Genomic DNA, 20325 nt, shown 5'->3' with positions numbered 1-20325 from the left:
CGAATTCAGGGCATGAACTGTCCGCCATTCACATCCAGGATCTGCCCCGTGATGTAGCCAGCGCAGGCGTGCGAGGCGAAGAAAAGAAAGGCCGGCGCCACCTCTTCGGGTTTGCCGAACCGCCCCATCGGAATTCCGCTGCTGATGCGCTGGCGTACTTCTTCGTTCTTGTCGGCATGGAAGGCAGTGTCCACCACGCCAGGCGAGACGATGTTGAAGCGGATGCCGTCGGCCGTGTGGTAATCCACCCAGTTCTTGTGGATGTTGTGCAGCCAAGCCTTGGCCGCGCCATAAAGCGCTGCGCCCGGTCCGCCACCGGTATGGCCGGCAATCGACCCCACGCTGATCACCGCGCTGGTCTGGCCACTGGTTTGCGCTGCGGTCTTCAGATACGGCAGCGCAGCCTGGGTGCAGGCCAGGGCCGAGCGCATGTTCAGATCATTCACGGCGTCGAAGAAGTCGTCGTCGATTTCCGGCAGGGGTTTGCGCCCGACCAGGCCGCCGGCATTGTTGATCAACACATCGATGCCGCCGAAGCGTGTGACGAAATCTGCTACCAACTGGTGGCAGGTTTCTCGGCTGGAGAGGTCTGCGGCGAAGAAGGCAGCTTCTCCGTCTGCGGCATGCATGCCATCGAGCAGGCTGGCGAGATTCTCCGGAGCGCGGCGGCCATTGATGCCTACCTTGGCCCCCAGGGCTGCGAAAGCTTGAGCGGTGGCCAGGCCGATGCCCATGGTGGATCCGGTAATGAGTACGCGCTTGCCGGCGAGGTCGTTGAACATGACTGCTCCTTGTCGAAGATCCAAAAGCCTCAAGGATAACCAGCGTCTGCACCGAGAGCCATCTTGCCACAAGCTTTGTCAGGCAAACCCTGTGTGGAACGCTAAAATCGCAGACATGCAAAATGCAGCACAACTTCGCCTGTTTCCGATCACTTGGCCGATCTTCGTCGAAAACCTCTTCATGGTGCTGATGGCGCTGTTCGGGTTCTGGCTCACGAGCCGGATTTCGGACGGTGCCGTGGCCACCTTTGGCCTGGTGGGGCAGATATTCGGTGCTTTGCAGATCCTGTTCCGCGTGATCAGCATTGGCGCCAGCGTGGTGGTAACACAGCATCACGGTGCGGGCGACAAGGCGGGGGCACGTCGCGTGGCTTGTACGGGGCTGGCGGCTTCGGCCTGGGTCGGGCTGGCTACCCTGCTGCTGCTCGGACTGGGATCGGCGCCCATTCTTGTGGCGATGCATCTGCCGGCGGAGTTGATGCCCATCGGTGTGCCCTACATGACCGTGCTCGGCCTGGCGCTGCTTTTCGATGCGGTGTCGATGACGATGATCGCCGTGCTGCGCGCCTTCACCTATACCCGCGAGTCGATAAAGATCGTGCTCGGCATGAATCTCGCCCAGGTGCTGCTGTCGGTACCTCTGATGCTGGGCATAGGAAGTTGGGATGATTGGGGGCTGCCAGGCATGGCGCTGGCGATGGCGATCTCGCGTGTCTGTGCGGTGGCCCTGGCCTGGCGCGTCTGGCGGCAATGGCTGGGCATCACCCTGCGCGCGGGCGACTGGCTGCGCCTGCAACGTGCACCGCTGGCCGCGATCCTTCATATAGGCCTGCCCGGTGCCGGAGAAAAGGTCGCCTGGCGGGTGAGTTTCATCATCAGTGTGGCGATGGTCGCCAGCTTGGGACAGGCAGCCCTGGCGGCGCATGCCTACGTCTTCCAGGCAGTGCAGTTGGTCACGTTGTTTACCAATTCGGTGGGTTTCGGCACCGAGATTCTGGTCGGCCATCACGTGGGAGCCGGGCGTTTGCGTGAGGCCAATCGCTTGCTGTGGCGCGCCACCTGGTGGGGGCTGGCGGCAATCATGATCTGCGCGCTGCTGTCCGCCTGGCTGACGCCTGTCGTCGTGGGCAAGCTGACGGCCGATCCCGAGATATTGAAGCTGGTCGGTCTGATCGTGTTGATCGAGCTGGGACTGGAATTCGGCCGGACCTTCAACATCGTGGTTACCAGTGGTCTACGCGCCTCCGGAGATGCACGCTTTCCGGTGAAGGTCAGCGCCGTGTCGGTCTTCGTCTTCGGCGTTGGCTTGGCCTGGCTGTGCGGCGTGCATTGGGGCTGGGGGCTCGCCGGCATCTGGGTCGGCTATGCCGCCGACGAGTGCTGTCGCGGCTTCGTCATGGCCGGCCGCTGGATGGCCGGCGGATGGGTGCAGCATGCGCGACACACGCGGCGACGCATCCTTCAGCACATGAAGCGTCCGTCCGCCTGAGCGGACGGAGCCAGCTCCTGCGTGCTCAGAGATATTTGTGGCCGCGCAGCCAGTGCGTGAACACGTCCGTCCAGATCGATACCGGTTTGCCTTGGGCGAGGCGGATGCCGTGACCATGGCCGCCAGCCTCGAACACATGCAGGGCGGCGTCCAGACGCTTTTCACGTAAGGCACGATAGAGCATCAGGGAGTTCTCGACAGGCACCGAGGCATCGTCTCCCGGATGGGTGATGAAGCAGGGCGGTGTGGCCTGGCTGACCTGTTGCTCGCAGGACCAGGCCGCCACCGTGGCGTCATCCGGTGTGTCGCCGAGCAGATTCAGCCGTGAGCCCGGGTGGGCCCAGCGTTCGTCCATGGTGAGCACCGGGTAGAGCAGGCTGACGAAGTCCGGGCGTGCCGATTGTGCGTCGGCGCTGTCGATGGCGGTATAGACCTTGCGGTCGAACATCGTTGCCAGTGAGCCGATCACATGGCCACCGGCTGAACAGCCCATGGCACCTATGCGGTCCGGCGTCAGCCCCCAGGCTGCAGCGTTGGCGCGTACCAGTCGCAGTGCGCGCTGGGCATCCTGCAGCGGCACGGTTTCGCGCGCGGCGTGGCCTTCGCCGGGCAGGCGATAGAGCAGGATGAAGACCGTGATTCCGAGACTATTGAGCCATTGCGCGATCTCGTGGCCTTCCTTGTCCAGAACCACGCGTACATAGCCACCGCCAGGGGCAAGCACGATGCTGCTGCCGTTGGGCTTTTCCGGCAGCCAGGCGGTGATGCTGGGGCTGCCGATGGCGGTGACGGCGCGGTCACGGAATTGGGCCGTGTCCGGGCTGCGCTCTTCGATGGTTTCGGTGAGGGAGATGCCCACGGAACCAGGGGGGGCATCAGGCCAGAGAGGAATGCGCTGCAGATGGGTGAGGCTGGCGGTCATGAGGTGATTTTCGTACTGCGATGGGATTCGGAGCCTTTGTCCTTGAAGGACATGGCTGCCATCAGTATCCACCCAAACGGCGATGCCTGCCTGATCGTCGTTGCGCGTTTCTGTTACAGATCCGCGCTGTGTGCCGTACCTCGAGCCCCAGCAGTTCTGCGGCATGGTTGCGTGTGGTTTCGGTGATGTTCACACCGCCCAGCATGCGTGCGATCTCTTCGATGCGCCCGGTTTCATCCAGCGTGAGGAGGCTGGAGAGCGTCTGCCCGTCGCGTTGCTCTTTACTCACGCGCCATTGCCAGTTGGCTTGCGCGGCCACCTGCGGCAGATGGGTAACGCACAGCACCTGGCGTTTTGTGCCCAGTTCGCGCAGCCGGCGGCCGACGATCTCGGCCACACGTCCGCCGATGCCGGTATCGACCTCGTCGAAGATCAGTGTGGGTACGGCCTGCGCTTCGGAGGTGATGACCTGGATCGACAGGCCGATGCGTGACAGTTCGCCGCCCGAGGCCACCTTGGCCAGCGGTCTCAAGGGTTGGCTGGGATTGGCAGCGACCTGGAATTCCACGCGTTCCAGCCCGAAGCCGGCACCTTCAGGTTCTACCAACAAGGCCACTTCGAAGCGGCCACCGCTCATGGCCAGATCCTGCATGGCTTCAGTGACCGCCTCGCCAAGTTTGGCGGCTGCGCTGGCGCGCTGCTGTGAAAGTACCTCGGCGCGCTTGAGAAAGGCTTGCTTTGCCGCATCTTCGCGTGCTGCCAGGGCTTCCGGATCGGCAAGATCCGTGAGTTGCGCCAGGCGCGTATTGGCCTGGGTGAGCAAGGTCGGCAGTTCTTCGGGGCCGACTCGGTATTTGCGCGCGCAGCCGATCACCTCCTCGATCCGTTGTTCGACCTCGCGCAGGCGGGCCGGATCAAGCTCCAGGCGATCCTGGTAGCGACGCAAGGCATGGCCGGCTTCTTCCAGACGGATTGCTGCTTCGGAGAGCAGTTCGCTCACTTCATTCAGGGCCGGGTCATGCGCAGCCAGTTCGCTCAACCGGGCTGCCAGGCGTTCGGTCTCGCTGCTCAGCGGCGCATCCCGTTCGCTGATGGCTTCCAATGCGGTCGTGGCGCCTTCGATGAGGCCGGCGGCATTGGCCAGACGAGTGTGTTCCTGATTGACGGCGTCCCAGGCGGTTGGCTCGAAATTCAGCCGGCCAAGTTCCTCGGCTTGGTGGCTCAGCAGCTCGCGCTCGCGCAGCAGCGCCTCCATGCCTGCCATGGCTTCCTGGCGTGCGCGGCGTGCGGTCTGTAGCGCTCGCCACAGGTCGGAAACTTCACGGGCCAATGGCGTCAGCCCGGCGTGGGCATCCAGCAGCTCCCGTTGGGCGTCGTTGCGCAGCAGTGCCTGGTGGGCGTGCTGTCCGTGAATGTCAGCGAGGTAGTCGCCCAGTTCGCGCAATTGCGTGGCGGTGGCCGGCGTGCCGTTGATGTACGCACGCGAGCGGCCGCCGGCATCCACCACACGGCGCAGCAGCACTCCGTCGTCTTCCACGGCCAGATCGTTGGCCCGCAGCCAGGCTTGCGCTTCCGCGCAGGGATCGAATTCGGCGCTCAGATCGGCGCGCTCGCGACCCGTGCGTACCATGCCACCATCGGCACGCTCGCCCAGCAGCAGCGACAGTGCGTCGAGAAGGATGGACTTGCCGGCTCCGGTTTCGCCGGTCAGGGCACCGAAGCCGGGGCGGAAATCCAGCTCAAGACGATCGACCAGCACGAAATCCTGGATCAGCAGACGACGCAGCATGGGGAAGGTCTCACGAGAGGTGTGGCGGCGCGCTCCAGTGGAGCTTTTCACGCAGCACAGCGAAGTAACTGTAATTTTCCGGGTGCAGCAGCGTCACGCCGTGCGTGGAGCGGCGCACACGCACGCGATCGCCGGGCAGGGTCTCGAACAGTGTCTGACCGTCGCTGTGCAGCATGCAGCGGCGATCGCCCAGGATGACCAGTTCGACCACGCTGTCCTGCGCCAGCGCCAGCGGGCGATAGGTGAGTCCATGCGGACACAGCGGCACCAGTACGATGCCGGCCAGACGCGGATGCAGGATCGGGCCGTTGGCCGACAGCGCATAGGCGGTCGAGCCCGTCGGCGTGGAAACGATGATGCCGTCGGAGCGCTGCGAGTAGATGTATTCGGTATCCACATGCAGTTCGAATTCGATCATGCGGCCGATCTCGCCGCGTGAGAGCACGATGTCATTGAGCGCCGTGGTGGTGAACACCCTGGCGCCATGCCGCCAGACCTCGGCCTCCAGCAACGAGCGGCGTTCGCGCAGGAAACGGCCTTCGAGGATATCGGAGATGCGCGTGAACATGTCTTCACGCGAAACGTCGGTGAGAAAGCCCAGGCGTCCCTGATTGATGCCCACCACGGGCAGGTTGTGGCCGGCCAGCGCGCGTGCCGCCGTGAGCATGCTGCCGTCGCCCCCGATCACGATGACCAGATCGGCATGCTCGCCGATGACGTCGAAGCTTGCCACCCGCTCCGTGCATTGGCGGCCGACGGTCTGTGCCGTGCCTTCTTCCAGCCAGACTTCCAGGCCGTGTTCTTGCAGGAAGCAGGCCATGCGCGTGATCGACTCGGCGACGTCTGCGCTTTGATATTTGCCGACCAGGGCAACGATGCGGAATTCCTCGTTCATGGCTCGCGATTAAACCACAGGGGCGCGCAGACGGGGCAGGGCGTGGGACAATGCGTGCTGTCGTCCGCGAACGGATTTTCCATGCCCATCCAGTGGTTTCCCGGCCACATGACCTCGGCGCGCAAGAAGGCCGCCGACGCCATGGCCAATATCGACGTGATCATCGAAGTGCTTGATGCTCGCCTGCCCATGGCCAGCGCCAACCCGATGATCGCGCAGCTGCGTGCGCATCGGCAGCGCCCGTGCCTGAAAATCCTCAACAAGACAGACTTGGCCGATCCAGAAGCCACTGCGGCCTGGCTGGCCTATTTCGATGCGCAACCCGGCGTGAAGGCGGTGGCACTTTCCTGCAAGAAGGCTTCCGACGTTGCCCGCGTGCCGGCACTCTGCCGCGCGCTGGCGCCGCACCGCAACGATAATGTGAAGCCCTTGCGCATGATGATCATGGGCATTCCAAACGTCGGCAAATCCACGCTGATGAATGCCTTGCTCGGGCGCAAGATCTCGGCCGTGGGGGATGAGCCGGCCGTGACCAAATCGCAGTTGCGTGCCGATCTGGATGCGCGCCACATGCTGGTCGACACCCCGGGCATGATGTGGCCCAAGATCGAATACGACAGCGACGGCTACATGTTGGCAGCAAGCCATGCCATCGGCCGCAATGCGGTGATCGATGAAGAGGTGGCCAGCTTTCTGGCCGATGCGCTGTTGCAGCGTTATCCGGTGCGGCTGACCGAGCGCTATGGCTTTGCGGCGGAAGGGCTGGATGGCCCGGCCGTGCTTGAGGCGGTGGCCAAGCGACGCGGCATGCGTATCCGGGGCGGCGGTCTGGATCTGGAAAAAGCCGCGCTGGTACTGCTGCAGGATTACCGTGATGGCCGCCTGGGGCGCATCAGCCTGGAAACCCCGGAGAGTCGTGCAGCGATGATTGCCGAGCATCAACGCCTTCTGGCCGAGGCGGAAACTGCCAGGAGTACGGGCTCCGGCACAGAAGAGGAGTGAATGCATGTTGCTCGTCGTTTCTCCAGCCAAGTCCCTCGACTATCAGCGTGCCGTGCCGGCACATGTGAAGCCGAGCCAGCCGGCTTTTCTGGATCAGGCTGAGGCGTTGGTCGCCATCCTGCGCGAGAAGAGTCCGGCCGAGCTGGCGCAGTTGATGACGATCTCTGATCCTCTGGCCAGCCTCAATGTGGCGCGTTACGCGGAATGGCATCGGCCGTTTACCCAGAAAAATGCGCGTGCGGCGGTGTTTGCTTTCAATGGCGATGTGTACGAAGGGCTGGATGTGTATTCACTGGATGCCGCCCGGCTCGCTTTTGCCCAGCAGCATCTGCGTATTCTTTCCGGTCTGTATGGTGTGCTGCGTCCGCTGGATCTGATGCAGGCCTATCGGCTGGAGATGGGCACCAGGCTCTCCAATCCGGCGGGGCGTAACCTGTACGCCTTCTGGGGGGACGCCATCACGCTGGCGTTGAATGCCGAGCTGGCCGCACAAGGAGGTTCGCCAGTGCTGGTGAATCTCGCCTCCGAGGAATACTTCAAGTCGGTGCGGCCAAAGAAGCTCGCTGCGCGCGTGGTCACGCCGGTGTTCGAAGAGCGCAAGGGTGCGGGCTACAAGATCATCAGTTTCCATGCCAAGCGTGCACGCGGGCTGATGAGTCGTTATGCCATCGTGAATGGCATCACCGATGTTGAAGCACTCAAAGGCTTCGATCTGGAGGGTTACGCCTGGTCGACCGCCGCCTCGGATGGCGATCGCTGGGTGTTCCGCCGCGAAGCCGCCTGAATTCTGATCACTCCTCCAGATCCAACATGATCCATATCAGCAGCCAGTTCGATAGCGGCAACATCGAGATCCGGGATGCACGGGATCCCACCAACGTCCGCCTTGCCATCCGTCACGATGCCGGTGGTGTTTTCATGCAGTGGTTTCATTTCCGCCTGCATGGTGTTCGCGGACAACCTCTGCGTTTGGTGATCGAGAATGCCGGTGAGTGCAGCTATGCCGATGGCTGGCATGGGTATCGCTGTGCAGCAAGCTATGATCGGGCGGACTGGTTTCGCATTCCGCAGACGAATTACGACGGCCGGCAACTGGTGATTGAATTCACGCCGGCACAGGACACCGTCTGGCTCGCCTATTTCGAGCCCTACTCGCAGGAGCGGCGACTGGATTTCCTGGGCTGGTGTACGCGGTCAGCCGGGGTACGTGTGGAGCGCATCGGTGCGAGTCTGGCAGGGCGTGATCTGGATGTGCTGCACATCGGTGAAGGGACGCATCAGGTCTGGGTGCAGGCACGCCAGCATCCGGGCGAGAGCATGGCCGAATGGTTCATCGAAGGCTTCATCCGCCGCCTGCTTGATGCTTCTGATCCCGTAGCGCGGGAATTGCGCGCCAAAGCCTGTTTCCATCTGGTTCCGAACGTGAATCCGGATGGCAGCGTGCTGGGGCATCTGCGCAGCAATGCACTCGGCGTAAACCTGAACCGCGAATGGCATTCCCCCACACTCGAACGCAGCCCTGAAGTCTTGCATCTGCAGACGGCAATGCGGCGTACCGGCGTGGATCTCTTCCTCGATATCCATGGCGATGAGACCTTGCCCTATGTCTTCATCGACGGAAGCCACATGGTGCCCGGCTACGGGGCCCGTAATCTGGCGCTCCAGGCCGCGTTCCTGGCCAACCTAAAATGGGCCAGCCCGGACTTTCAGACCGAACATGGCTACACCGATGACCGCTTTACTGACGAGATGATGACGCTGGCCTCGAAGTGGGTGGCGGCGAACTTCGGCTGCGTGTCCCTGACCCTGGAGATGCCGTTCAAGGACAACGCCAATGCGCCTGACCCGCATACCGGCTGGAATGGTGCGCGCAGCCAGCATCTGGGCCAGGCCTTCCTGTATCCGGTGCTGGAGCATCTGCGCGCGCTGGGGTGAAGGAAGCCATTATCCGGGCCTCATCGGAACTGGTGATGGCGGACAAGACAAAGCCGGCGATTGCCGGCTTTGTCTTGTCCGTGTGATGAAGCTCAGTCCAGCACGTGGGATGCCATGCCGTCGGCCAGTTTGGGCTCGAACCAGGTGGATTTGGGCGGCATCACCTGGCCGGCGTCGGCAACCGACATGAGGTCGTTCATGGTGGTGGCGAACATGGCGAATGCCACGGCCATCTCACCCGAATTCACACGCTTTTCGAGTTCCGGAAGGCCGCGGATGCCACCGACGAAATCGATGCGTTTGTCACGGCGCAGGTCGGCAATGCCAAGTACGGGCGTGAGGATGTGAGTGGTGAGCAGGCTGACGTCCAGGCGCTCGACCGGATCGGCCGGGATCAGTTCAGGCTTGACCGCCAGCTTGTACCACTGACCGGGCAGATACATGCCGACCTCGCCGTAAACCGCCGGTTTTACCGGCACAGCGGAGGGGGTTACCGTGTAGCCGGTCGCTACCTTGGCAAGCAGTTCGTCCTTGGACAGACCGTTGAGATCTGCGACCACGCGGTTGTAATCCATGATCTTCAACACATGGGCGGGGAAGATCACGGAGAGGAAGTAGTTACAGCTTTCTTCGCCGGAGTGGTTGGGGTTGGCACTGCGGCGGGCGGCTGCCACGCGCGAAGCGGCCGCGGAGCGATGGTGGCCGTCGGCGATGTAGAGCGCGGGCAGGGCATCGAAGCCTTTGGTCAGCGTTTCGATGGTAGCGTTGTCGCGGATCACCCACAGGGTGTGACGGATGCCGTCGTCAGCCGTGGCATCCGCGTCCGGCGTACCGGTAATGGTCGCTGCCAGTACGGCATCGATGGCAGGTGATTCGGGGTAGGCCAGGAAGACCGGGCCAGTCTGGGCGTTGAGCGCTTCGATCTGGCGTACGCGATCATCCTCCTTGTCCGGGCGGGTGAATTCGTGACGCTTGATGCGCCCATTGTCGTACTCGACCACGGAGGCTGCCGCGACGACTCCGGTTTGCACATGGCTGCCCATGATGATGCGGTAGATGTAGTAACAAGCCTTGTCGTCGCGCGTGATCACGTCGGCGTCGAGCATTTTCTGCAGATTCTCGGCGGCCTTGGCGTATACGGCCGGGGAATAGGTATCGGTGCCTTCGGGCAGGTCAATCTCGGGTTTGGAGATATGCAGGAAGCTCCACGGCTTGCCGGCGGCACGTGCCACGGCTTCGGACGATGAGAGCACGTCGTAGGGCGGTGCGATAATCTCGGCGGCGCGGCCGCTGGCCGGGCGTAGTGCCTTGAAGGGGGTGACCAGATGCATGGGTTTGCCTTTCAGTGGAGTTTTCTGTTGCAGGGGAATTCAGGTTCGCCGCGCCGCGATGGTCTCACGCACCGCAGTGCGGGCGTCGTGCAGCATCTGCGCGGTAGTGTCCCAGCTCACACAGCCATCAGTGACCGAACAACCGTAGCGCAAGGTGGAAAGATCCTTGGGGATCGGCTGGTTGCCGGCCTCGATGAAGCTTTCAATCATCACGCCGACAATCGAACGGTTGCCGTTGCGTAGCTGGCTCACCACGTCTTTCATCACCAGCGGTTGCAGCTCCGGTTTCTTCCAGGAATTGGCGTGCGAACAATCGATGACGATGTTGGCGGGCAAGCCGGCCTTGGTCAGCGCCTGCTCGGCAAGCGATACGGAAACAGTGTCGTAATTCGGCCGGCCGGCCCCCCCCCGCAATACGACGTGACTGTACGGATTGCCGCGTGTACGCACGATGCAGGTCAGCCCCTGATCATTGACGCCAAGAAACGCATGTGACCGTGAAGCGGAGAGACAGCCATTCACGGCGGAGTCCAGCGAGCCATCGGTACCATTCTTGAAACCGACCGGTGAAGACAGGCCTGAGGCGATTTCGCGATGAGTCTGCGATTCCGTGGTGCGTGCGCCGATGGCGGCCCAGGAAAGCAGATCGCCGTAATACTGCGGCGCGATCGGGTCCAGCGTTTCGGAAGCCGCGGGCAAACCCAGTTCGGCGATGTCCAGCAGGAAGCGGCGGCCGCGTTCCATGCCTTCCTCGATATGGAAGGAGTCATCCATGCGAGGGTCGTTGACGAAGCCCTTCCAGCCTACGGTGGTCCGCGGCTTCTCGAAATACACGCGCATCACCACGTACAGTGTGTCAGCCACCTCGTCAGCCAGCACCTTGAGGCGCCGGGCGTAGTCCAGCCCAGCTACCGGATCGTGGATGGAGCAGGGGCCGACGATGACCATCGGGCGCGGATCCTGGCGATCCAGGATGGCCTTGATGGTGGCCCGACCGGACTCGACTGCGGCTGCCGCCGTGTCGGACAGCGGTACGCGTGCCTTGATCTCCTCGGGAGAGAGCATGGCGTCGAACGAGACGACGTTGAGGTTTTCGGTAGAAGCGTGGGGCATGGCAATGAACCGTTTCGAAGTGGCAGCATCGCATGGCTGCCTGGGTGCTTGTGCCGGTTTCCAAACAGAAAAGCCCGCGTGGAGCGGGCTTTTCTGGATACAGCAGGTCGGAACCAGCCAGTGAGCGTGCGGGCCGCGCCGCACAAAGCTTACTTCAGCTTGGTTTCCTTATAAGCGACGTGCTTGCGAACGACCGGGTCGTACTTGATGAACTCAAGCTTTTCCGGAGTGGTGCGCTTGTTCTTGTTCGTGGTGTAGAAGTGGCCGGTACCCGCAGTGGATTCCAGCTTGATCTTTTCGCGACCGCTTTTGGCCATGATTAATCTCCGCTAATAGGTTGGTGGCAGATCAGATCTTTTCGCCACGAGCGCGCAGCTCGGAGAGAACGACCTCGATGCCCTTCTTGTCGATGGTGCGCAGGCCGGCGTTGGATACGCGCAGGCTGACCCAGCGGTTTTCGGATTCAACCCAGAAGCGACGGCTCTGCAAATTCGGCAGGAAACGACGCTTGGTCTTGATGTTGGAGTGGGAAACGTTGTTCCCCACCATCGGGCCTTTGCCCGTGACTTGACACACTCGAGACATATCTCGCTCCGGTAACTGGTTCCGTAAAGCGCGCGATTATAGCCGGAAGTCTGTTCCCGACTCAAGTATTCATGGCGTGCGAGAGCCGGCCACTATATCAGCCCGCGCTCGGCAAAGGAAAGTGGCGTCTGTTGGCCAGCGACGATGAAGTGGTCCAGTACGCGGACGTCCACCAGCGCCAGCGCTTGCTTGAGTGCCTGGGTGAGCATCTCGTCGGCGTGGCTGGCTTCGCGCAGGCCGGAAGGGTGGTTGTGTGCGAGGATCACTGCGGCAGCGTTGTGCGCCAGTGCGAGCTTTACCACTTCCCTGGGGTAGACAGAGGTCTGTGTGAGCGAGCCCCTGAAGAGTTCGCAGGCTTCGATCAATTGGTTCTGTGCATCGAGCAGCAGCACCATGAAGACTTCATGCTGCAGATGTGCGAGCTTGAGTCGAAGCCAGTCGCGTACGGTACCAGGGGTGCCGAGCACGTCACGACAGCGCATCTCTTCTCCCAACGCCCGCCGTGCCATTTCCAGCACAGCCTGCAACTGGGCGAACTTGGCGTCTCCCATGCCTGGAAATGTGCGGAGCTCACGCAGCGAGGCCGAGAACAGGCGCGCGAGGCTACCGAAATGCGTGACCAGTTCGCGTGCAAGATCCACGGCGCTTTTGCCACGAATGCCGACACGAAGGAATATCGCCAGCAGTTCTGCGTCCGACAATGCTGCGGCTCCGTTAGCCAGCAGGCGTTCGCGGGGTCTTTCGTCTTCGGGCCAGTCGGTGATTGCCATATGTGTCAGGGCTGAGAAAGAAAGCCCGGATTGTTGCCCGGGACATGCTCTGGACATAGGTGACATGCGGGCTGCCCGATCAGTACTGGCGGAGGCGTCAGACAGTGGTCAGATCGTTACTGTCGACCAGCGTATTGTCCTGTTTCCTCTCTCGCAGGATGAAGCGATGGAACAGGGCTCCCGCTACATGCAGAAAGATCATGGAGATAAAGAGTCCGGCCACAAAGGCATGAATCAGCAGCAAGGGGTTTCTGGCCATATTTGCGGGCATGCCGTTTCCGTCCTGGATGGCTTCGAACAGGTGGCTCTGCAGCGCAAGGGCCACACCAGTCACAGCCATCAGTACAGCCATGAAATCGAGGATCCAATGAACCATTTTGGCCAGCAGATCCACCCAGGTGATGCCTGACAGGACCGGCGGCGGGTACTTGCCGGCAAAGCGCAGAGACATCCGGATCAGGACTGCAACGCACACCAGAAATCCGAGAACCATGTGACGCAGGATTGTTGTGAGTTTTGACGGGTCGGTGTCTGGAAAGCGGGCCAGTACGAAAATACCGGTAATCAGAAGTGCAACAGTCAGGACAACCACGCTCCAGTGCAGGACGCGGAGAAAAGGGGATACACGGGAAAACTTCATTTGCGACTCGGGAAGCGGGGAGGAGGAAGTCAGCCGGCGCTGATGGCGGAGGCCTTCGTGCTTGCGCACGAGGGCAGGAGCTACAGAGGAGGCGGGGCGGCAGCGATGAAAAGTAAGCCTCTTTCCTGCGCTGGCCGGCGCGACTTCGACGATTGGGCGACGAAGTTCAAAAAGCCAAGGATCGAGACCGTGTGTAGATTAGTACCGCCTCAAGGGCCGGGAATATGTCGCAGGACAAATCCTGCGAAGTTTGTACATGAAGGAGACCAATTTCCTTCGTCGTGCGTCGTCTCTTGTTGATCTGCCTGGTTGGCCGAGGGGCTTGCAGCTCTTCCTGCTGTTGGCGGCGGGTTACCCTGATCGGGCGGCATTGCGGCTAGAATCACTTCCCCTTTTCATGTGACGGTTGCTGCTCATGAGTGAACTGGCTGGCAAGACCATCGTACTGGGGGTTTCCGGTGGAGTCGCCGCTTACAAGGCGGCTGAGCTTGTGCGTCTGCTGATCAAGGCCGGTGCGCGCGTACATGTGGTGATGACGGAAAACGGTGTGCGCTTCGTGACGCCCACCACGTTTCAGGCGCTTTCGGGCAATTCGGTGTGGACCGAGGCCTGGGATGATCGTCGTGCCAACAATATGAGCCATATCGAACTCACGCGGGCAGCGGATGCGCTGCTGATCGCGCCCGCTACGGCGAACATCCTGGCCAAGCTGGCGAACGGATTGGCCGACGATTTGCTTTCCACGCTGGTTTTGGCGCGGGATTGCCCACTCCTGGTGGCGCCGGCGATGAACAAGCAGATGTGGGGCAATCCTGCGACCCAGCGTAATGTCGAACGACTGCGTGCTGATGGCGTGGCTGTGATCGGACCGGCAGCGGGCGAGCAGGCGTGTGGCGAGGTTGGCGAAGGACGCATGAGCGAGCCGGTGGAGATCTTCGAGGCGCTGGCCGCTTTCCTGCAACCCAAGCCTCTGGCCGGCAGGCGTGTACTGATGACCGCAGGCCCTACCTATGAGCCCATAGACCCTGTGCGCGGGATCACCAATATCTCCTCCGGGAAGATGGGCTACGCGTTGGCGCGTGCGTTTGTACAGGCCGGCGCCCGTGTACAACTGGTGAGCGGTCCGGTTTCATTGCCTACACCTTATGGTGTGGAGCGTATTGACGTGCAGACCGCTGCGCAGATGCATCAGGCCGTGATGCAGCACGTGGGGGAGGCAGATGTCTTTGTCGGCGTGGCTGCCGTGGCGGATTACCGTCCGGTCGATGTGGCTGCAGACAAGATCAAGAAAGCTGGCGAACTGCCGGCAATTCGGCTGGAACGCAATCCCGATATCCTGGCTGACGTGGCTTCATTGCCGGCTGCGCCATTCTGCGTCGGCTTCGCCGCCGAGAGCCGCGATCTCGACAGCTATGCGCGCGGCAAGCTGGAGGCAAAGCGCCTGCAACTGGTGGTGGGCAATCTGGTGCAGGACGGTATGGGCGGTGATACCAATCAGGTCGTGTTGTACGACGCCTGGGGCTCCCATCCGCTGCCGCGTGCCAGCAAGCGCGAGGTCGCCGTCGGTATCGTCGGGCATCTGGTGCAGTTGCTGGCCACCGGCGGCTAGGAGGTCAGGATGCCTGTCGTTCATATTGAAGTCCGGCGCCAGTACAGTCCGGCTGAAGAGCAAGCCTTGATCGAGAGCGTGCATGCCGCGCTGGTTTGCAGTCTGCAGATTCCCGAGCATGACCGCATCGTACGGCTGAGCGTGCATCCGCCAGAGCGCTTCGCGTGCCCGACGGACAAGGTACAACCCGAGCGTTTCACCTTGATCAGCATCGATCTGTTTTCCGGTCGTTCGCCGGCAGCCAAGCGCAAGCTCTACTCCGAATTGGCGCAGCGGCTTGCCGTGCTCGGTATCCCGCCGGACCACCTGCTGGTGCGCCTGCGCGAAATACCGCGCGAAGATTGGGGCATCAAGGGTTTATCCGCGGTCGATATCGATCTTGGCTTCGAGGTCGAGGTTTGATCCGTTTCGCCTTCATCCCGTTGCGCATAGCCCGGATTTCGCTGCGCTGCATGCGGGCTATGGCTGGCTGAACGCGCCAGTCATCCACCCATCACTCGTCACCTGTCACTGTCACGTAAGGCAACCATGCACCAACTCGACATCAAGATCCTCGACGCGCGCGTGCGCGACAACCTGCCCCAGTACGGCACTGCCGGTGCCGCCGGCCTCGACCTGCGTGCCTGCATCGATGCGCCGCTGACGCTGAATCCCGGCAATACCCACCTGATCCCCACGGGGATGGCCATCCATCTGGCGGATCCGAAGCTGGCAGCGTTGATCTTGCCGCGCTCTGGCTTGGGGCACAAACACGGCATCGTGATGGGCAATCTGGTTGGCCTGATCGATTCGGATTACCAGGGGCAGCTCTTTGTCTCAACCTGGAATCGTGGCAATGAAGTTTTCACCATCCAGCCGATGGACCGCATTGCACAACTGGTGGTGGTGCCGGTGGTGCAAGTGGCTTTGAACGTGGTTGACGAGTTCGATGTCAGCAAGCGTGGCGCTGGTGGTTTCGGCAGTACCGGGCGGCAGTAATCGGGCTGAACGTACCCGTAAATGAAAAAGCCCCGGAGTTCCGGGGCTTTTTGTTTCTCCAGGGACGGCTCAGCGCAAGGCGTCAATCACGGCATTCAGCGTGGCGCTGGGGCGCATGGCGAGAGCGGCTTTGTCTGATGAGGCGTGGTAGTAGCCACCGATATCCACCGGTCTGCCTTGGGCATCGATCAGCTCCTTGGCGATCTTGGCTTCGTCAGCCGTCAGTTTTTCCGCTACCGGTTTGAACGCTGCGGCGAGTGCGCCATCCTTGGTTTGTCCGGCCAGTGCTTGTGCCCAATAGAGCGCCAGGTAGAAATGGCTGCCACGGTTGTCGGTCTGTCCGACCTTACGTGCAGGCGACTTGTCGTTTTCCAGGAATTTGGCGTTGGCCGTGTCCAGCGTTTCTGCCAGTACAGCTGCAGCACTATTGCCGGTTTTGGCGGCCAGATCTTCGATGGAGACCTGCAACGCGAGGAACTCGCCAAGCGAATCCCAGCGCAGGTAGTTCTCTTCGAGGAATTGCTGCACATGCTTCGGCGCAGAGCCTCCGGCACCGGTTTCGTACATGCCTCCACCAGCCAGCAAGGGCACGATGGAGAGCATCTTGGCGCTGGTGCCGAGCTCCAGGATCGGGAAAAGGTCGGTGAGGTAATCGCGCAACACGTTGCCGGTGACTGAGATGGAGTCCAGCCCTTTGCGGATGCGCTCCAACGAGAGCTTGGTGGCTTCCACCGGAGCAAGCACGCGGATATCCAGGCCAGCGGTATCGTGGGCCTTGAGGTAGGTTTCGACGCGCGCAATCAGATTGCGGTCGTAAGCGCGCGCAGAGTCCAGCCAGAAGATGGTGGTGGCGCCGGTGGCACGGGCACGGGTGACGGCAAGCTTGACCCAGTCGCGAACGGCCACATCCTTGGTCTGGCACATGCGCCAGATGTCACCCTTCTTGACTTCGTGGCGGGTGAGTACCTTGCCGGCTTCATCGGTCACCGTGACGACACCGTCCTCGGTGATTTCAAAGGTCTTGTCGTGTGAGCCGTATTCCTCGGCGGCCTGGGCCATCAGCCCGACATTGCTGACGCTGCCCATGGTGGTGACGTCGAAAGTGCCATGGGCCTTGCAATCGTCGATCACGGCCTGATAGACGCCAGCGTAGCAGCGGTCAGGGATCACGAACTTGGTGTCCTGCAGCTTACCGGCTGCATTCCACATGCGGCCTGAGCTGCGGATGGCTGCCGGCATGGAGGCATCGACGATGACGTCGCTGGGGACATGCAGGTTGGTGATGCCTTTGTCCGAATCCACCATGGCGACAGCCACGGCTGCCTCTGCTGCGCGCAGGTCAGCTTCGATGGCTGTCTTGTCAACTTCGGGCAGCGTCTGGATCTTGGCATAGGCGTCACCGATGCCGTTGCGTGGATTCACGCCTAGCTTGGCAAAAGTGTCGGCGTGTTTGGCGAATACATCCTTGTAGTAGGTGCTGACAGCGTGACCGAACAGGATGGGGTCGGAAACCTTCATCATGGTCGCCTTCAGATGCAGGGAAAACAGCAATCCTTTTGCCTTGGCATCTGCGATCTGATTGGCATAGAAGGCCTGCAGCGCACCAGTATCGATGAAGGTGGCGCTGATGAGCTCATCAGCCTTGACCTTGACTTCCTTGAACACCTTGCTGCCTGCCTGGCCGGCCAACTTGATCTTCAATGTGCCGGCGGCGGAAATGGCTGCGGATTGCTCGTTGGCATAGAAATCCCCGGAGGTCATGCTGGCCACATGAGATTGTGAGTCGGGGCTCCAGGCGCCCATGGAGTGCGGGTGTTTCTGTGCGTACTGTTTGACTGCCTTGGCCACTCGGCGATCCGAATTGCCTTCGCGCAGTACAGGATTCACGGCGCTGCCCAGCACCTTGGCGTAGCGCCCCTTGATCTTCTGTTCTGCTTCGTTCGTGGGATTCTCCGGGTAATCCGGCACGGCATACCCCTGAATCTGCAACTCCTTGATTGCTGCCTTGAGCTGAGGGACTGAGGCGCTGATGTTCGGCAACTTGATGATGTTGGCGGCAGGTGTCTTGGCCAGTGCCCCCAGTTCAGCCAACGCATCGGCCATCTGCTGTTCCGGTTTCAGAAATTCGGGGAAGTTCGCCAGGATGCGGCCGGCCACCGAGATGTCACGGGTTTCCACCTGAATGCCAGCCGACTTGGTGAAGGCCTGGATGATCGGCAGCAAGGAGTAGGTGGCAAGGGCAGGTGCTTCGTCGGTGAAGGTGTAGATGATCTTGGCGTCGCTCATGAGTCTCTTTCCGGAATCAGACAGGTCGATTGGGGATGGCCGGGCAGGTCCGCTGCGGGCAAGCGACCAAGTATAGCAACGATGGCCGCAGGCCTCCCCATGCCATGCTCGTGGATGGCTTGCTTATGGTCGATCTGCTTTATGTGCTACGACAAAGGCAGGATAATCGAAACATTCAAGCCGGAACGCTGGATGTCACGTCTGGTATGTCAGCAAGATCGCTCGGAGAACATCGATGCAGCAATTTGACGTGGTGGTGATCGGTTCGGGCCCGGGAGGAGAAGGGGCTGCGATGAAATGCGCAAAATCGGGCAAATCGGTTGCCATGGTGGAAGCGTACGAATTCGTCGGTGGCGGATGTACCCATTGGGGGACCATCCCATCGAAAGCATTGCGTCAGGTAATTTCCGGTCTGCGCGAGATACGCGAGAACCCGCAGTTTCATGACGCCATGGAAATGGGGATCTCTTTCCCTGCCTTGCTGCGTACGGCGGAGAGCGTGATCCGCAAGCAGGTGGTGATGCGCCAGAGCTTCTACGATCGCAATACGGTGCAGGTCATTCACGGCCGAGCACGTTTCTGCGATGCCAATACATTGGAGGTCGCACTCCACAATGGCGGACAGGAGATCTTGCGTGCCCACCAATTCGTGATTGCGACCGGCTCGCGCCCCTACCATCCACCGGAAATCGACTTCACGCATCCGCGTGTGCATGACAGCGACAGCATTCTGCGCCTAAATGAATCACCAGAATCCATCACGATCTATGGTGCAGGCGTGATCGGCTGCGAATACGCATCGATCTTCCGCAACCTCGGCTGCAAGGTGAATCTCATCAACACGCGGGATCGACTGTTGTCTTTCCTGGATGACGAGATCGTCGATGCACTGGCCTATCATCTGCGCGAGCAGGGCGTGCTGGTTCGCCATAACGAAGAGGCTGCCCGTGTCATTCCGCAGGAGGATGGCGTGGTGCTCGAACTCAAATCCAACAAACGCATCAAGACGGACTATCTGTTATGGGCAAATGGTCGTCAGGGCAACACAGACGACATGGGGCTGGAGTCCCTGGGCATTCAGCCAGACAAGCGCGGAGTGATCGCCGTCAATGAGAATTATCAGACCGCATTGCCCCATATCTACGGAGTGGGCGATGTCATCGGTTGGCCCAGCCTGGCGTCGGCAGCCTATGACCAAGGACGCCATGCGGCCGCCCACTTGGTTGATGGTGTCTATCAGTCGGAGTTGGCACGGGAAATCCCGACAGGAATCTACACACTGCCGGAGATCAGCTCACTTAACAAAACCGAGCGGGAACTGACCGAAGCCAAAGTGCCCTATGAAGTAGGGCACAGCCTGTTTCGTAGCCTGGCACGCGCACAGATTGCAGGCCAGACCACGGGCATGCTGAAGCTTCTGTTTCACCGTGATACGCTGGAAGTGCTGGGCATCCATTGTTTTGGTGCCCAGGCTTCCGAGATCATCCACATTGGCCAAGCCATCATGATGCAACCTGCGCCAAACAACACCATCACCTATTTCGTGAACACCACATTCAATTATCCGACGATGGCTGAGGCCTATCGTGTGGCGGCGTTGAATGGGTTGAATAGGCTGTGCTGAAAGCCTTGGCTTGGCCGTATTACAGGACGCGGAGCAACTCCAAGACCTCCACTTCAATTTCCAGCCAACTGGCCACGTTTGCGTTGGCGCGTCGTCCGGGCAGAAAGCGCGTGCGCTCAAACATGCGCTGCAAGGGAGCCCACTCCCCGGCGTTCTCGGCCATGATCTGAACGCGGCGAACCTCGCCTTCGGTATCTATGTAGAGCCGCACGCGCACATTGGCAGTCGGAAGGTCGGAGCCTTCGAGCCAGTTTATGTCTGGCGCCGAGACTGGTACTGGTTGCTGCTCCAAGCTGTCAGCAGACTAATAATGCTTTTTAGGTCCCGCTGCATCTTGCTTGGCGGAAGTCGTACTTGATGTACTGCTGGTCTTGGGGTTGATGGACTTGGCAACACGTGCTGTGGTTGCCATTGGTACAGGTGTGCTTAGCACTAGTCGTGTTTGCAGCGTGTCGGGTGGTTTCTCTTGTGCTGCTGGAGCATCTGCACCCATCTTGAGGGCTAGCAGCAACATGCCATGTGAATCGCCCCCGGTTCACTAGACACTTCGAAGCCTTAAGCTGGCAACCAAGTGG

General features: G+C 61.0%; 20 protein-coding genes. 8 read left to right on the top strand and 12 right to left on the bottom strand.

The annotated features are described in order from the left end of the window. Positions 1-5: 5 nt before the first annotated feature. Positions 6-782 (bottom strand): SDR family NAD(P)-dependent oxidoreductase, encoded by a 777-nt coding sequence (locus BGI27_RS06435; protein ID WP_095524107.1) that lies wholly within the window; start codon positions 780-782, stop codon positions 6-8. A gap of 115 nt (positions 783-897) precedes the next feature. Between BGI27_RS06435 and BGI27_RS06430 the strand changes: the two genes are divergently transcribed. Continuing rightward, positions 898-2271, top strand: coding sequence for an MATE family efflux transporter (locus BGI27_RS06430; RefSeq protein WP_170942974.1), 1374 nt, complete (start codon positions 898-900; stop codon positions 2269-2271). 25 nt (positions 2272-2296) lie between these two features. On the opposite strand, the gene BGI27_RS06425 is transcribed toward BGI27_RS06430, so the two are convergent. The 3 genes from BGI27_RS06425 to BGI27_RS06415 form a co-directional block, all read right to left on the bottom strand. Then, positions 2297-3193, bottom strand: coding sequence for an alpha/beta hydrolase (locus BGI27_RS06425; RefSeq protein ID WP_170942973.1), 897 nt, complete (start codon positions 3191-3193; stop codon positions 2297-2299). A gap of 61 nt (positions 3194-3254) precedes the next feature. Then, positions 3255-4982, bottom strand: a complete 1728-nt coding sequence (recN, locus tag BGI27_RS06420) for a DNA repair protein RecN (protein ID WP_095524071.1) — start codon at positions 4980-4982, stop codon at positions 3255-3257. A 10-nt stretch (positions 4983-4992) separates the two neighbouring features. After that, on the bottom strand, positions 4993-5877 hold the full coding sequence (locus BGI27_RS06415) for an NAD(+) kinase (RefSeq protein WP_095524070.1): 885 nt from the start codon (positions 5875-5877) through the stop codon (positions 4993-4995). A gap of 81 nt (positions 5878-5958) precedes the next feature. On the opposite strand from BGI27_RS06415, the gene ylqF reads away from it, so the two are divergent. Genes ylqF through BGI27_RS06400 form a run of 3 tightly spaced genes read left to right on the top strand, consistent with a single transcriptional unit; the run spans position 5959 to position 8814 of the window. After that, positions 5959-6879, top strand: a complete 921-nt coding sequence (gene ylqF / locus BGI27_RS06410; protein ID WP_095524069.1) for a ribosome biogenesis GTPase YlqF — start codon at positions 5959-5961, stop codon at positions 6877-6879. Positions 6880-6883: 4 nt separating this feature from the next. Further along, positions 6884-7663, top strand: a complete 780-nt coding sequence (gene yaaA / locus BGI27_RS06405) for a peroxide stress protein YaaA (protein WP_095524068.1) — start codon at positions 6884-6886, stop codon at positions 7661-7663. 26 nt (positions 7664-7689) lie between these two features. After that, positions 7690-8814: a M14 family metallopeptidase gene (locus BGI27_RS06400; RefSeq protein WP_095524067.1), complete on the top strand. Its 1125-nt coding sequence runs from the start codon at positions 7690-7692 to the stop codon at positions 8812-8814. Positions 8815-8906: 92 nt separating this feature from the next. On the opposite strand, the gene BGI27_RS06395 is transcribed toward BGI27_RS06400, so the two are convergent. The 6 genes from BGI27_RS06395 to BGI27_RS06370 form a co-directional block, all read right to left on the bottom strand. Further along, on the bottom strand, positions 8907-10145 hold the full coding sequence (locus BGI27_RS06395) for a DUF1015 domain-containing protein (RefSeq protein ID WP_095524066.1): 1239 nt from the start codon (positions 10143-10145) through the stop codon (positions 8907-8909). A 39-nt stretch (positions 10146-10184) separates the two neighbouring features. After that, positions 10185-11258 carry a 3-deoxy-7-phosphoheptulonate synthase gene (locus BGI27_RS06390; RefSeq protein WP_095524065.1) on the bottom strand — a complete coding sequence of 358 codons (1074 nt, stop codon included), beginning with the start codon at positions 11256-11258 and terminating at the stop codon, positions 10185-10187. Positions 11259-11407: 149 nt separating this feature from the next. Next, positions 11408-11575, bottom strand: coding sequence for a 50S ribosomal protein L33 (rpmG, locus tag BGI27_RS06385; RefSeq protein ID WP_095524064.1), 168 nt, complete (start codon positions 11573-11575; stop codon positions 11408-11410). A gap of 31 nt (positions 11576-11606) precedes the next feature. Next, complete coding sequence (gene rpmB, locus BGI27_RS06380; protein ID WP_095524063.1) at positions 11607-11843, bottom strand: 50S ribosomal protein L28; 237 nt, start codon at positions 11841-11843, stop codon at positions 11607-11609. A gap of 92 nt (positions 11844-11935) precedes the next feature. Further along, positions 11936-12613 carry a RadC family protein gene (gene radC, locus BGI27_RS06375; RefSeq protein ID WP_095524062.1) on the bottom strand — a complete coding sequence of 226 codons (678 nt, stop codon included), beginning with the start codon at positions 12611-12613 and terminating at the stop codon, positions 11936-11938. Between the two features lie 97 nt (positions 12614-12710). Further along, complete coding sequence (locus BGI27_RS06370; RefSeq protein ID WP_095524061.1) at positions 12711-13253, bottom strand: cytochrome b; 543 nt, start codon at positions 13251-13253, stop codon at positions 12711-12713. A 415-nt stretch (positions 13254-13668) separates the two neighbouring features. On the opposite strand from BGI27_RS06370, the gene coaBC reads away from it, so the two are divergent. From coaBC to dut, 3 genes are all read left to right on the top strand, one after another. Next, positions 13669-14862 (top strand): bifunctional phosphopantothenoylcysteine decarboxylase/phosphopantothenate--cysteine ligase CoaBC, encoded by a 1194-nt coding sequence (coaBC, locus tag BGI27_RS06365; protein WP_095524060.1) that lies wholly within the window; start codon positions 13669-13671, stop codon positions 14860-14862. A 9-nt stretch (positions 14863-14871) separates the two neighbouring features. Then, positions 14872-15264 carry a tautomerase family protein gene (locus tag BGI27_RS06360; RefSeq protein ID WP_095524059.1) on the top strand — a complete coding sequence of 131 codons (393 nt, stop codon included), beginning with the start codon at positions 14872-14874 and terminating at the stop codon, positions 15262-15264. A 126-nt stretch (positions 15265-15390) separates the two neighbouring features. After that, positions 15391-15840 carry a dUTP diphosphatase gene (gene dut, locus BGI27_RS06355; RefSeq protein WP_095524058.1) on the top strand — a complete coding sequence of 150 codons (450 nt, stop codon included), beginning with the start codon at positions 15391-15393 and terminating at the stop codon, positions 15838-15840. Positions 15841-15909: 69 nt separating this feature from the next. On the opposite strand, the gene BGI27_RS06350 is transcribed toward dut, so the two are convergent. Continuing rightward, on the bottom strand, positions 15910-18126 hold the full coding sequence (locus tag BGI27_RS06350) for an NADP-dependent isocitrate dehydrogenase (RefSeq protein WP_095524057.1): 2217 nt from the start codon (positions 18124-18126) through the stop codon (positions 15910-15912). 235 nt (positions 18127-18361) lie between these two features. Between BGI27_RS06350 and sthA the strand changes: the two genes are divergently transcribed. Beyond that, positions 18362-19750, top strand: a complete 1389-nt coding sequence (gene sthA / locus BGI27_RS06345) for a Si-specific NAD(P)(+) transhydrogenase (RefSeq protein WP_095524056.1) — start codon at positions 18362-18364, stop codon at positions 19748-19750. Positions 19751-19769: 19 nt separating this feature from the next. On the opposite strand, the gene BGI27_RS06340 is transcribed toward sthA, so the two are convergent. Continuing rightward, positions 19770-19961 (bottom strand): hypothetical protein, encoded by a 192-nt coding sequence (locus BGI27_RS06340; protein ID WP_095524055.1) that lies wholly within the window; start codon positions 19959-19961, stop codon positions 19770-19772. Positions 19962-20325 lie beyond the last annotated feature (364 nt).

It is taken from the genome of Candidatus Dactylopiibacterium carminicum (genome assembly GCF_014736495.1).
Taxonomy (GTDB): Bacteria; Pseudomonadota; Gammaproteobacteria; order Burkholderiales; family Rhodocyclaceae; genus Uliginosibacterium; species Uliginosibacterium carminicum.
Note: the sequence above shows the minus strand (reverse complement) of the source record. Positions and strands in the feature narration are given on the sequence as shown.